The sequence below is a fragment of the Desulfofundulus sp. genome, assembly GCF_049701015.1.
In the GTDB taxonomy this organism is placed as follows: Bacteria; Bacillota; Desulfotomaculia; order Desulfotomaculales; family Desulfovirgulaceae; genus Desulfofundulus.
This window is the reverse complement of sequence record NZ_JBNATZ010000051.1, coordinates 1-13,180: the sequence shown is the minus strand read 5'-3', so window position 1 is coordinate 13,180 and position 13,180 is coordinate 1. Positions and strand designations below refer to the sequence as shown.

The 13,180-nt window shown below is 52.9% G+C and carries 12 protein-coding genes, 1 tRNA gene and 1 other RNA gene; 10 read left to right on the top strand and 4 right to left on the bottom strand.

Annotation, left to right across the window (positions count from 1 at the left end):
• Positions 1-57 precede the first annotated feature (57 nt).
• From ACPLUI_RS05080 to acd, 5 genes are all read left to right on the top strand, one after another.
• Positions 58-133: transfer RNA gene (locus ACPLUI_RS05080), tRNA-Val, on the top strand.
• Between the two features lie 200 nt (positions 134-333).
• Complete coding sequence (locus ACPLUI_RS05075; RefSeq protein WP_424659189.1) at positions 334-1,590, top strand: CaiB/BaiF CoA transferase family protein; 1,257 nt, start codon at positions 334-336, stop codon at positions 1,588-1,590.
• A gap of 25 nt (positions 1,591-1,615) precedes the next feature.
• Positions 1,616-2,416, top strand: coding sequence for an IclR family transcriptional regulator (locus ACPLUI_RS05070; RefSeq protein ID WP_424659188.1), 801 nt, complete (start codon positions 1,616-1,618; stop codon positions 2,414-2,416).
• 16 nt (positions 2,417-2,432) lie between these two features.
• Positions 2,433-3,254, top strand: coding sequence for an enoyl-CoA hydratase/isomerase family protein (locus tag ACPLUI_RS05065; protein ID WP_424659187.1), 822 nt, complete (start codon positions 2,433-2,435; stop codon positions 3,252-3,254).
• 145 nt (positions 3,255-3,399) lie between these two features.
• Complete coding sequence (gene acd, locus ACPLUI_RS05060; RefSeq protein ID WP_424659186.1) at positions 3,400-4,563, top strand: glutaryl-CoA dehydrogenase Acd; 1,164 nt, start codon at positions 3,400-3,402, stop codon at positions 4,561-4,563.
• 152 nt (positions 4,564-4,715) lie between these two features.
• Here acd and ACPLUI_RS05055 read toward each other — a convergent pair whose 3' ends face one another.
• On the bottom strand, positions 4,716-5,477 hold the full coding sequence (locus ACPLUI_RS05055; RefSeq protein ID WP_424659185.1) for an IclR family transcriptional regulator: 762 nt from the start codon (positions 5,475-5,477) through the stop codon (positions 4,716-4,718).
• 337 nt (positions 5,478-5,814) lie between these two features.
• Between ACPLUI_RS05055 and ACPLUI_RS05050 the strand changes: the two genes are divergently transcribed.
• The 3 genes from ACPLUI_RS05050 to rnpB all read left to right on the top strand — a co-directional run bounded on the left by ACPLUI_RS05050 (position 5,815) and on the right by rnpB (position 8,137).
• Positions 5,815-6,507: a tRNA (adenine(22)-N(1))-methyltransferase gene (locus tag ACPLUI_RS05050; RefSeq protein ID WP_424659184.1), complete on the top strand. Its 693-nt coding sequence runs from the start codon at positions 5,815-5,817 to the stop codon at positions 6,505-6,507.
• Positions 6,498-7,619 (top strand): Nif3-like dinuclear metal center hexameric protein, encoded by a 1,122-nt coding sequence (locus tag ACPLUI_RS05045; protein WP_424659183.1) that lies wholly within the window; start codon positions 6,498-6,500, stop codon positions 7,617-7,619. The genes ACPLUI_RS05050 and ACPLUI_RS05045 overlap by 10 nt, the downstream gene beginning before the upstream one ends.
• A 126-nt stretch (positions 7,620-7,745) precedes the next feature.
• Positions 7,746-8,137: RNase P RNA component class A (rnpB, locus tag ACPLUI_RS05040), an RNA gene on the top strand.
• Between the two features lie 113 nt (positions 8,138-8,250).
• Here the strand turns inward: rnpB and ACPLUI_RS05035 are convergent.
• The 3 genes from ACPLUI_RS05035 to ACPLUI_RS05025 form a co-directional block, all read right to left on the bottom strand.
• Positions 8,251-9,351: a glycosyltransferase gene (locus tag ACPLUI_RS05035; RefSeq protein WP_424659182.1), complete on the bottom strand. Its 1,101-nt coding sequence runs from the start codon at positions 9,349-9,351 to the stop codon at positions 8,251-8,253.
• A gap of 19 nt (positions 9,352-9,370) precedes the next feature.
• The gene (locus ACPLUI_RS05030) at positions 9,371-10,474 is read right to left on the bottom strand and encodes a mannosyltransferase family protein (RefSeq protein WP_424659181.1); all 1,104 of its coding nucleotides are present in this window, start codon (positions 10,472-10,474) and stop codon (positions 9,371-9,373) included.
• Between the two features lie 128 nt (positions 10,475-10,602).
• Complete coding sequence (locus tag ACPLUI_RS05025; RefSeq protein ID WP_424659180.1) at positions 10,603-10,815, bottom strand: hypothetical protein; 213 nt, start codon at positions 10,813-10,815, stop codon at positions 10,603-10,605.
• 147 nt (positions 10,816-10,962) lie between these two features.
• On the opposite strand from ACPLUI_RS05025, the gene ACPLUI_RS05020 reads away from it, so the two are divergent.
• Both ACPLUI_RS05020 and ACPLUI_RS05015 read left to right on the top strand, forming a co-directional pair.
• Complete coding sequence (locus tag ACPLUI_RS05020; protein WP_424659179.1) at positions 10,963-11,733, top strand: DEAD/DEAH box helicase; 771 nt, start codon at positions 10,963-10,965, stop codon at positions 11,731-11,733.
• A 12-nt stretch (positions 11,734-11,745) separates the two neighbouring features.
• Positions 11,746-13,180: helicase-related protein (locus tag ACPLUI_RS05015; RefSeq protein WP_424659178.1), on the top strand; the 1,435-nt coding region annotated here is incomplete at its 3' end.

Below are 13,180 nucleotides of genomic sequence, written 5' to 3'. Positions count from 1 at the left end.
AGACACCGCCCTTTCACGGCGGTAACGCGGGTTCGAATCCCGCTGGGGTCACCATGCGGGCGATTAGCTCAGCTGGGAGAGCACATGCCTTACAAGCATGGGGTCGGCGGTTCAAATCCGTCATCGCCCACCAGTGAAAAGGAAGCCTTCCGTAAGCAGGGAGGCTTTTTTACGTTTTAGTTCAAGCAGTATTGAGAGGAAAGATATTGGGAGCCGTTTTCAAATTTGGCTCGCCATCCTGCCCGGGGTTCCTGGTAAGGAGATACCCCGGTTTTTTCTTTTCCACGCAAAATTTTTTGTCATAACAGAAGGAAAAGTCAAATATTTGTCTAAATGATAATTCATATCCTGGAACGCATTTCACTATTTGGAACGGAGGTGGAACGTGTGGCGATGGAAAAAAAGGCCAAGTTGCCCCTTGAAGGGATCAGGGTACTGGATATTTCCCGCGTCCTGACGGGGCCTTTCTGCACCATGATTCTGGGTGATCTGGGGGCGGAAGTTATCAAGGTGGAGATGCCCGGGACCGGGGATGAGACCCGGGGCTGGGGCCCGCCTTTTGTCAACGGTGAAAGCGCCTATTTCCTGAGTGTCAACAGGAACAAAAAGAGCATCACCGTTAACATGAAGTCGCCCAGAGGGAGGGAAATTATCTACAGGCTGGCCAGAGAGGCCGATGTGATGATTGAAAACTTCCTGCCTGGAACGGTGCAGCGTCTGGGTGTGGATTACGAGCGCATTAAGGAAATTAACCCCCGGATTATATACTGTTCTCTGTCCGGTTACGGGCAGGACGGCCCGTACCGCGATCACCCCGCCTATGACCTGTTAATGCAGGGTGAAGGTGGACTTATGTCCATCACCGGGGAAAAGGACGGTGAACCTGTACGGATTGGCGTGGCCATCATTGATATCGGAGCGGGTATGTACGCCGTTATCGGGATCTTAAGCGCCCTGATGACCCGTAAGGAAACCGGTAGGGGCCAGTACATTGACATTTCCCTTTTGGATACGGAAGTTTCCTGGTTGACCTACATGGCCAGTAACTATTTTGCCTCCGGAAAAGATCCCATCCGTATGGGTTCGGGTCATCCTTCCATTGTGCCGTACAGAGCTTTTCGTGCCAGAGACAAGTATTTTATTCTGGCTGTGGGCAATGACGCTATCTGGCAGCGGTTTTGCGCAGCACTCGACCTTCAGTTTGCTGATGATCCCCGGTTTATTACCAATGAAATGAGAGTAAAGCACCGGGATGAACTGGAGGAACTGCTGGCCGGGATTTTCATCCAGAAAGAAGCCAGCTACTGGGTAAATCTTTTGCACGAGCACAAGGTGCCCTGCGGGATGATCAACGCCATTTCGGAGGTGGTTTCCCATCCCCAGGTTTTACACCGGGGCATGGTGGTGGAAATGGAGCATGAAAAAGCCGGGAGAGTGAAGGTTCTGGGCAGTCCCCTGAATTTCTCCGAAACGTCCATTGAGTACCGGCTGCCCCCGCCGCTTCTCGGACAGCACACTTATGAAATTCTCTCGAGTTTAGGCTATACGGCCGGCGAAATCGAAGAACTGAAGGCGTGCGGGGCAATCTAAAATTTCATGGAATGGTTTGATGCTGATGAGCAATACTCTGCGCAAGGGTCTGATTGTTCTCCAGGCTATATCGGAACATGGCTCTGAAAACGGTTTGTCCATAAGGGAGCTTTTCCATCTTACGGGTTTTCCACCCAGCACCATTCACCGTTTTCTGCAAACTTTTAAAGATTTTGGGATGGTCGAGCAGGATCCAGAAACCAGGAATTACAGGCTGGGTCCCCAGCTGTTGAAGATGGGCCTGCAGGTCAGGGGAATGCTTGATTTGAGGAAGGAAGCCCTGCCCGTTTTAAAAGAGCTTACTCTTCGTACTAGCGAAGATTCTTATCTGACCGTCGTTCAGGGTAACATGGGTGTTTTTTTGGAAAGAGTGGAAGGTCCTTATCCGGTGAAAGTTATGGAGCTGGTTGGCAAGGAGGTGCCCTTGCACAGGGGGGCGGCCAGGAAGGCACTGCTCGCTTTCATGGATAACGATTTTATCCACCTCTACATCAAAGAAATGGTCGGACAGCAGGAACTGTTGCACCCGGAGATGTTGCTGGAAGAGATAAAAAAGATACGGCAACAGGGGTACGCGATTACCTATGGCGACTACCTCGACCACGGTGTAGGGATCGCCGCACCCGTTTATGATTTTTCCGGTTCCGTGAGAGCCTCCATAGGGATTATCGGCATTGAGAGCCGCTTTACTGAAGAGAGGCTGCCGGTTTTGATCAGGGAGGTGAAGCATGCTGCAGAAACGTTATCCCGGAAACTGGGGTATAACCGGGCACGGTCATCCGGGACTGCCGGGTTGAACAGCGTGGAGGAGATTTGTGAACTATAAAAGGAGGCTGATATTTATGAAGGATTTAATTTATGAAAAAAGTAACCATATTGCAACTATAACTCTTAATAATCCAGATAGGCTCAATGCATTTACTGTAAATATGATCAAGAGTTGGGTGGAAGCACTCAGGGATGCACAGAATGACGATGAGGTAAGAGTTATTGTAGTTACTGGAGCGGGACGGGCGTTTTGTGCCGGAGGCGACATTAAAGCCATGGAAAAGGGCGAAGGCTTTTTCCCGGCGGATGACTTTCCACCTCATGGAAAGTTAAATTCCTATCATAGAAAGAGAAGTTTATGGGAATTGATTCACCGCGTACCATTAACCATGGAAGATGTTGACAAGCCGGTGATTGCCGCCATAAATGGGGATGCTATCGGTGCCGGTTGTGACATGGCTTTAATGTGTGACATAAGAATAGCTGCGGAAGAAGCCAGGTTATCGGAGGGTTATGTGAAACTGGGGCTTGTACCCGGTGACGGGGGTGCTTATCTTCTGCCCCGTTTAGTGGGATTGTCAAAAGCATTGGAACTCCTCTGGACAGGTGAAATGATCAGTGCCCACGAAGCATTGCGCATAGGTCTGGTAAATAAAGTAGTGCCTGGAGAGAAGTTGATGGATGAAACATATAATTTTGCTTCTAAGCTAGCCAGTGGTCCACCTTTGGCTATTAGACTGATTAAACGGGCAGTTTACCAGGGGTTAAAAACTGATTTTAGGACTTCGCTGGATCTGATATCCTCGCATATGGCCATCATATCAGGGACGGAAGATCATCGTGAGGGAGTAAGAGCTTTAATTGAAAGGAGGAAACCAATATTTAAGGGTAAATAGTAGTTGGCGACCACCTCGACCACGGCGTGGGGATCTCTGCACGGTTCCGTCAGAGCTTCCATAGGGATTATCGGCATTGAGAGCCGCTTTACCGGAGACAGGCTCGGTTTTAATCAGAATAAAATTCCTGCCGGGAGGAGATTTTATGAACTTCGATTTACCGGAAGAGTTACAGGATATTAGAAGACTGGCCCGCGATTTCGCCGTGAGCGAAGTGCTGCCCACGGTGGATGCAGACGACAAGGCACACCGCTTTCGCCGGGATCTGGTGGAAAAGATGGGAGAGCTGGGCTTTTTAGGCTGCGTCATTCCCGAGGAATACGGCGGCAACGGGCTGGGCTACCTGGCTTTAGCCATTCTGGCCGAGGAAATAGCCCGGGTGCACAGCTCGCTGCGCATCATTTTTGCAGCCAACACCCTCGGCCCGGCCATCACCATCTGGCGTCACGGCAGTGAAGAGTTGAAGCGGAAGTACCTGCCGGGGCTCACCAGCGGCAAGCTGCTGGGTTGTTTTGCCATGACCGAGCCCAACGCCGGGTCAGATGTGGCGTCCATGAAGGCTCGCGCTGTGTTGGAAGGTGATTATTATATTTTGAACGGCAGCAAGATGTGGATTTCCCTGGCGCCGGTAGCGGACATAGCCCTCGTTTACGCCTACACCGACCCCTCCCAGCGGGCCAGGGGCATGTCCGCCTTCATCGTGGACATGAAGAGCGAAGGTATTACCGTGGAGGCGATAACTGAAAAACTGGGTAACTGGTCTTCGCCCGTGGGAACCATCACTTTTGAGAACTGCAGGGTGCCCAGAGGAAACCTCCTGGGACGGGAAGGTCAGGGGTTTGCTATCTGCATGCAGCAGCTGGACAATACCCGCCTGGCTTCGGCTGCGGGTGCGGTGGGAGTGGCGCAAGCCTGCCTTGACGTCGCCATCGAATATGCCAATACCAGGGAGCAGTTTGGGCAGCCCATTGGTAAGTTCCAGATGATACAGGACATGATTGCGCAGATGTGCGTCGACATTGAAGCGGCCCGCCTTTTAACCTACCGGGCGGCCTTCCTTAAGGACAAAGGAGTACCCAACACCCTGGAAACCTCCATGGCCAAGCTTTTTGCCAGTGAAGCCGCCAATAAATGTGCTGACTATGCCCTGAGGATATACAGCGCTTACGGCTATTCCGAGGAATACCCCGTGGCCCGGTTCTTCCGTGACGCCAAATATTATCAGATAGTTGAGGGTACCAGCAACATCCACAAACTCATTATCTCCCAGGATGCCCTGGGTTACCGTAAGGCCAACCGTTCGTCCTGATCATTCTCGAGTAGTAAGATGAGCTTGATCGCTACCCCGGTAAACGGGCACCGGTGACAGTACCCGCCCCGGCACTTACCGTTCAGGCCTGCTGTGGCAGGTAATAATGACAGGTAAGTTGCTGGGGCGTGTGCCGGTCAATATATCATCAATCAATTACTGTTCGACCGGTAACCCAGCTGTTTGGAAATTTCCCAGCCTCCCCATTGCAACAGTTTTATGCAACATTCAAGCTTATCCCTTTTCGCGCGGGCTTCAGGAAGACCTATGGAGAGGCTGGCCGCCACGCTGCCGTGCCGGTCGAAAATGGGTACGCTTATGGCTATCAGGCCCACGTTGCGCTCTCCCCAGCTGATGGCATAACCATCCCGCCGTATTTCTTCCAGCCGCTGGTGGAGCTTTTCACGGTCTGTAATGGTGGTGGAGGTGAATGGTTTCAATTCCAGTTCCCTTATGATTCTTTCCCTGTCCTCGTGAAAGGCCAGGAGCGCCTGGGCTGATGCTCCCACGTAAAGGGGTGAGCGCTGGCCAATGTTTACTGAAGCCTTTAGCGCGTGTGAGCATTCCAGGAATTCAATGCATACCCTTTCCCCATCCAGAAGTATATTAAGATAAACGGCTTCGTTTATTTTATCCCTTATCGTGCGCATGATGGGAAGGGCTGCTGTGCGTACATCCATGTGGCCAGCGACAATGCTGCCCAGGTCTAAAAGGCGCGTTCCCAAACGATATTTACTGGTAGAAATGTTTTTGCTGACAAACCCGTGCTTTTCCAGGGTATTTAACAGGCGTAACACTGTTGGTTTGGACCACCCGAGTTCCCGCGTAAGTTCCGCGAGGCTCCACTCCGGTTTTTCATAGCTGAATTTTCCCAAAATTAAAAGAGCCTTTTCCGTAGCAGCTATCGTTTTCATTTTATGAGGCGTTCCCCCATTATTACATAATGCGTAACGCAATTTTGTACCACGTTATTATCCTAAACCAGCAAAATAAAGCCAATCAATGATCCTAAAATGAACGGTTTCATTCGAGACTCGAATGGTAAAATATTAAGGGTCAACGGTTCCTCAAAAGACTCCATCCCTGGCGCAATTACAGGCTGGCTGGTGCCTGGTTCTTGCGGCTGATACTGGTAAATGTTACAATAATCTTATGTAACCAATCGTGCGCTCCGTCTCACACACTCCGGATGCTCTGCCGGGGTTTTTGAACGCGGTTTTATAGAAACAAAAAACGGAGGGGTTATTTATATTGCGTCTGACCAGGCGCCTTGCGGCCATTGCTGCCTGTGTACCACCCGGGGTGGTGGTGGCGGATATCGGCACCGATCACGCCCTTTTGCCCATCTATCTGGTGGAAAAGGGTATCTGTCCCAGAGTGGTGGCTACCGAATTAAATCCCGGCCCTTACCGCAGTGCCATTGAGGCCGTTAACCTCCAGGGTCTCGATGGTAAAATTGAGGTGCGCCAGGGGGACGGCCTGCACCCCCTTTTACCCGGGGAGGCTCAGGTGATTGTCCTGGCCGGCATGGGTGGTAATACAATCCGGCAGATTCTGGCGGATTCTCCCGAGGTGCTGGCTGCCGTGAGGCGGTTAATACTGCAGCCGATGGTGGATGCCGGGGACTTGAGGTTGTGGCTTGTGGGAGAGGGCTGGCGCCTGGTGGACGAAATGCTGGTCGAGGAGGATGGGCGTTTATATGTGATTGTGGTTGCCGAACGGGGCAGGGAAAAGGTTTCAGATCCATACTTGCTGGAGATTGGTCCGCGTCTGGTGGAAAAGAAGGACCCGCTGCTTCCCGCTTACCTGAGCAAATTAATGGCGCATTACCAGCGTATCCTGAAAGCCCTGGCTCGCAGTCGCAGTTCCCGGGCTGAAGAAAAGGCTCTTGAAATTTCGGATAAAATGGCCCGCATTCAGGAGGTGTTAAAAGAATGGCCGTAACCGGTGCAGACATTGCCGCCATCATTGAAGAGATGGCTCCCCTGGAGCTGGCGGAACCATGGGACAACCCCGGCTGGCAGCTGGGGGATCCGGGTGCCCCCGTCCGTCGCATACTGCTCTGCCTGGACGTAAATGAAGCGGTATGCCGGGAAGCTCTGGAAAGGGATGTTCAGCTGATTGTGAGCCACCACCCCCTTTTCTTTAAAGAATTTAAGCAAATCCGTATGGACCAGGCCGGTGGGGCACTGGTGACCGGGCTTATCCGGGCCGGTATTTCCGTTTATGCCGCCCACACCAACCTGGATCGCTGCCGCGGCGGGGTGAATGACGTCCTCGCCCGGCGGATGCAGTTGGAGGATGTCCGGGTATTGAGTCCCGGCAAGGAACAATACTTGAAACTTGTGGTTTTTGTGCCCCTGGATCACGTGGATGCGGTGCGCTCGGCCATCGGGGCAGCCGGGGCCGGGTGGATTGGGAATTACAGTGACTGTACCTTTGGGGTGGAGGGGACGGGCACTTTCAAGCCCCTGGAAGGGACCAACCCCTATATCGGCCGGCAGGGCCGTCTTGAGCAGGTAAGGGAGGTCCGGCTGGAAACCATTGTCCCCCGGAGGCTGGTGGAGCGGGTGGTGCGGGCCATGCTGGGGGCCCATCCCTACGAGGAGGTGGCCTACGATCTCTATCCACTGGCCAACCAGGTCACCCCTTCCAGCGGCCTGGGCAGGATGGGCGTGCTACCGGAATCATTGCTCCTGGAGGACTTTGTTATTCGAGTAAAAGAAACCCTCCAGTTACCCGCGCTACGCTGGGGAGGAGAGAAAGGACGTCCGGTTAAGCGGGTGGCCCTTTGTGGCGGTTCCGGTGGTAATCTCTGGCCCAGGGCCCTGGCGCTTAACGCGGACGTCTTCGTGACGGGAGATGTGGGCTATCATACTGCCCGGGATATGCTTGCGGCGGGTTTGGCTTTCGTGGATGCCGGTCACTTTGGTACCGAAAGGGTAATCCTGCCGGTTCTGCAGGAATATTTACTCCAGGCCTGCCAGGAAAGGGGTCTGGCTGCAGAATGTTTGCTCAGCGATGTGGAAGGGGACCCTTATTTTTACTCATGCTGACCGTGGTTCCATAGATCGCAGGCCTTGCAACACTTTTTTTTAAGTGCGGAATTTAACCTCTTGAACTGCGAAATTTGCAAAAACGATTTTAATGTGCTATAATCGTCTATGCGAAACGAGTTGCTGTGAGTAAACCGGGTGGTCGCGGGTGCCCTTTGAGGGTGCCTGAGGAAAGTCCGAGCTCCACAGGGCAGGGTGCTGGGTAACACCCAGTGGGGGCGACCCCAAGGAAAGTGCCACAGAAATGTAGACCGCCCAGCACTCAGTCCAGCAGTCAGCGAATAAAAGGTAACTGCCGGACTGAGTGCTGGGCAAGGGTGGAACGGTGCGGTAAGAGCGCACCAGCGGCCACGGCGACGGGCCGGCTAGGTAAACCCCACCTGGAGCAAGACCGAATAGGGGGACAATGGAGTGGCCCGCTCCGTCCCCGGGTAAAGGTCGCTAGAGGCGTCAGGCAACTGGCGTCCCAGATAGATGATCACCCAAGACAGAACTCGGCTTACAGGTTTGCTCACAGCATAGCCATAGGGCCGGACTGTTCGTAAAGAGCGGTCCGGTCTCGTTATTTCCGCGTTTCCCTCCTCCGGAAGAAGTAAAAAACCTCCCCGCGGGGAGGATTGGCAGGAGATTTTTACTGTGAATCAGGGTTTTCGTTGGCCAGCCGGGAAGTGGCGCTTCCCCATGTCCACCGGTTGTTGGCGTAATAGTTCCAGGCCGTGGAGGCTATAATTCCGGCCCCGTTGGCCAGGATGGCCGGTATGCGAAGGTAACAGTGCAGGGCACTTAAAACTGCTACATTGATCACCATACCCGCACCCGAACAGAGGTAAAATTTTATTACCCGGCCCAGCAGGTGGTCTTCTTTTTGCTGTGCCCAGGTATAGAGGTCATTAAGCAGGAAGTTGCCGAATATGGCCAGGCTGGTGGCCAGCAGGGCCGAAAGTATCACATCCAGGGAAAAAAGTCGGGTAAAGAGCATGAAAAAGAACATGTTCACCCCGACTCCTGTTGTTCCCACCAGACAAAACTTCCAGAAACGCAGGTCTTCGGGGCTGCTTGAAACCAGACGTACCAGGTGGCGCAGGTAGTTGACCTGTTCGGTTAAGCTCATTTTAGAGTGGTTACCCCGTCGCCGCTCAAACGCGTATGGTACTTCGGCCGGGTGCTGGTAATTCCCGCGTACCAGCACTTCCAGGAGAATCTTCCACCCGAGGGGTGAAAGTTTCACATCTTCAATTACTTCTTTTTTAAACATGAAAAACCCGCTTAAAGGGTCATTGATCGGACGGACCTTCTTTAAGGCCAGGCGGCCAATCAAGCGAGCGGTTAGAGAAATAACTCTCCTCAAGGGGGTCAAGCCACCGTCTTTACCCCCGGGTACAAAACGGGAAGCAATAACCAGGTCATTTCCCGTTTCGATACTATCGAGCAGGCGGGGTAGAACCTCCGGCGGGTGCTGGAGATCCGCGTCCATGACCGCCAGCACTTCACCCCGGGCTGCTCTGAAACCCTCCACCACGGCGGTGGCCAGCCCCCGCTGGTTGTGCCGGTGTATGAACCTCACACGGGGGTTGTTACGGCTCAGACCTTCCAGCACTTCAGTCGTAGCGTCCGTACTGTCGTCCACAAACAGAATTTCAAACTCTTTTCCTTTCAGCGACTCACAAATACGTTCGGTCAGTGGGATGATATTATGTTCTTCGTTGAATGTAGGGATGACTACTGTTAGCAAAAGGCATTACCTCCTGTGTTTAAGCGACCCAATGCCCGCGGGCGAAGAGCAAATAGAGAAAGAAGAACAGGGAGGAGCTCAGGGCGAGGATAAGATTGTGTGCCCTTTCTTCTCTGGCCAGCCGGGCCAGGGTCAGATAAATAGGAAATATTACCATCACAAATCGCGGCATGCTCAATAACGGCGCATGGGGTGCCGGGGAGCAAAGAGGTATCACCAGGCTGAACAACGCAAATAATGTGTAGGACGGGCGTTCTCTGCCCGCGGAAAGGAAAAACAAAACCAAACCCACCAGGGTGAAAGAGAGATCCAGCAGTTGACGGCTAAAGCGCCGGTTTTCCCACAGGAGCACTGCGGCCTGTTTCATGCTGTCCCAGGGCCATGCGAAAGAGCGGTGCCAGAATTGCTGGGCTTTGACAAAGGCAAGGGGATTACCCAGTTCTGTCCGCAGGAAAATCATAAAAAACAGCAGGCCGGCAGGTATTAGGGCCAGGAAAATAACATCCTTGCTTATTTTCCCTTTTGTTGCATGCCAGTATTCCCACAACCCCGGAAAAAGCAAAAATATACCCATATTGCGCGTGGATGCGGCCAGCATGCCGAAAAAGCCGGCTGGAAGCCACCTTCTCCGGCGGAAAAAATAAAAGGTCACCAGTACAAGCAAAAGATAAAGAGATTCAGTGTAGATGGCGGACAAGAAGAAGGCAGTGGGAAACAGAGCCAGGTACCACATAGCCCGGCGGGACGTCTCCGGATCATAGTCCATGCGGGCCAGACGGTAAAAGATAGCCAGGATACCGGCCAGGGAGAGGTTGGATATCAGAATACCGGCTGCTACCGGGTTCATGCCCAGCCGGCTGAAAAGGTGAATCAGCAAGGGGTACAGGGGGAAGAAGGCTGCGGACTTCTGGTTATAGCCCTCCCGGGCAATTTTCAGGTACCAGCCGGCATCCCAGCGATTGAGCCCGCGGCCCACAATTTCAAAAAAATGTTTGGGATCATAATAACCCGGGAAAAAAACAACGGCAAAATACCCGGCCAGCACCATTAAAAGCTGATGAGCCAGGTAGATAACAACTAAATCTGAATTAAATTTAAACAAATCGTAGAGTCGCCGGTACATAGTTACACCCTATAAGTTTTACCGCCATCTGTTCTACTTATACACCGCTCGAATCAGAGTAAAAAAGCGAGATGCTCGATTTAAGCATCTCGCGCGACAACTGGTAGAGAGAGTTGCCATGATACTTTTTAACTTTGTTCTCCATCTTTATAATAGAGATGGAAGTGGTTGTGCTGAATACGTAGAACATGACACCTGCCGCACTGCGGGCAGGTAATAGACTGTTCATCAATAAAGCGCATCTCACCAAGGTGCCGGCCACAGCATTTAACTTCCACGCCGGTAATGCGCCCATCCGGAAGATGGTTCACCCGGTAATCCACCAGGGCTTTTTTGTTCAAGGTTACCACTCCTGACTGACAGGCATTTTTTCTATTATACCGTAAATACTGGGAATAAGTAAATTTAAACGTTTATGATCCTGTGTCAATGGTGTATAATGGCCGTAGTGAAAGCGGCACCAGTACCCAGAAAGGACGGTTTTATCGTTGGTCCAGAAAAAAGAAACCGGTGTCCACGGTAAACGCAGGCCGAGACGGCGCAGGTCAAAGGTTGCTCTACCCAAGGGGCCGTTAAAACTCGACCATTTTCAAGAAGAAGCAATTGCTGCCTTGCTAAACGGGTATACCGTCCTGGTGGCTGCACCAACGGGGACTGGTAAAACCCTGATTGCCGAAAAACTGCTGGAGCATATACTGGCTGCAGGCAGGGGGGCGGTCTATACGTCGCCCATTAAAGCCCTGTCCAACCAGAAGTACCGGGATTTTGGGCTGCTTTTCGGACCGGAACGGGTGGGGTTGATCACGGGCGACCTTTCCCTTAACGAAAGGGCGCCCCTGCTGGTCATGACGACGGAAATTTTTCGCAACTGGTGTTTTGCCAATCCCGAAGAACTGGAACACACCTCCCACGTGATTTTTGATGAGATGCACTACCTGGATGACCCGGAGCGGGGTACGGCCTGGGAGGAAAGTATCATCTTTGCTCCGCCACATATAAAGATTCTGGGCCTCTCTGCTACTGTACCCAATATTAAGGAAATATCTTCCTGGATGGCCGAGGTACGGGGTGAAGTGGTGAAAGTTATTGAAGAAAGGTGCCGGGCTGTTCCCCTGGAGATTTCCTGGATTGCCCCTGGAGGGCAGATACTCGATGAGGAAGAAGCGCGCGAAGAAATTGCCGAGAGACAGGAAATTCGCCGCTGGCGCCGCCACCGCTGGCACGACGTAATGATTGCTGGCCGGGAGGTATGGGATTAGGGGTGAAATGACTTGGTTGCAATTTTTTCCAGTCCAACCTGTGTTGAAGTAATAGAAGCTATTCAGGACCACCTGCCGGCCCTTTATTTTGCTTTCAGCCGCGGGCGGACCGAGTTGCTGGCAGAAGAACTGGGCCGGGAATGGGATTTCCTTACTTCCGGGGAAAAGCGGGCTGTCCGGCGGATGATCCAGGAAGCGGAGGAGAACAACCCCGGGCTGTTCGGCTCCCGTCGCCAGAACCTGCGCCGGCTGTTGCTTCAGGGTATTGGTTACCACCACGCCGGCCTTTCACCGTTGCTCAAAGACCTGGTGGAAAGACTGTATGAGTCCCGGCTGATTTACGTCCTTTTCTGTACGGAAACCTTTGCCGTAGGAGTTAACTTCCCTGCCGCCAGTACGGTTTTTGACGCCTGCCGCAAGTGGGACGGCCAGGAATTCCGTCCCCTTTTAAACCGGGAATTTTTTCAGATGGCCGGGCGGGCCGGCAGGCGCGGCTATGACCCCGTGGGCCGGGTTTTTGTGCGCATCGACGAGCGTTTTCCCGAACAAACAGGTTTTTACCGGGAGGACGAGGTGGAACCGGTCCGGGGCAGGCTCACCATTTCTCCCAATACCGTACTGAGCCTTTTGCACTGGAAAACCGATGTAGAAATACGGCGCTTGCTGGAAAAAAATTTATCCGTCTATCAGAGCAATAAAGAGAGCCGGTTGCTCCGCCAGGAAGTAGAGGGGTTGGAGGAAAAGTCGGGGGAACTGGTACGGGTTTTTTGCCCTGACCGGGGCCAGCCCTGCTGCGAACTTTACCGGGTCAAATTGCGCAAGGAGCTTAACCAGCTCAAGAAAAGCAAGCACCGTAATCGTGCGGACAGTAAGCTGCGTCGTCAGGAGATACAGTTTATATTGCAAAAAGGGCGGAAAAAGTGCCACTATAAATTATGCCTGGAGGCGGCCAGAAAGCTGCGCCGACTGGAAGAAAGAATCCACCTGTTGCACAAACGCTTGAAGCAGCTGGAGAAACACTCGCGGGATTACGTCCGGGATTTTGAGAATGTGTGGGGTCTCCTGGAGAAGCTGGGTTATGTACATGGTCGTGAGCTTTTACCGCGGGGTAGGTTCGCTCTTTACGTGCACGTTCAAGAGATACTGGTTACCGAACTGGTCTTTTCGGGTATTCTCCTGGAATCTCCTCCTGTCGAATCAGCTGCCATCCTGGCCGGGGTGGATTACCAGCCCGGGAGGGATGAGCAGGTAATCCCGCCGCCTTTCTCCCTGGACAGGGTGGAGGAGCTGCGCCGCTTTCTGCTCCAGAACGGAGTCCCGGAGCACTTTTGCGTCTGGTCACCCCTGCCCGCTGCCCTGGCCGCAGCCTGGTACGAAGGCGCTAGCTTTGAACAGCTTCTGGGTATGACCAACCTTCAGGAAGGTGATATCTTTTCCATCCTGAGCC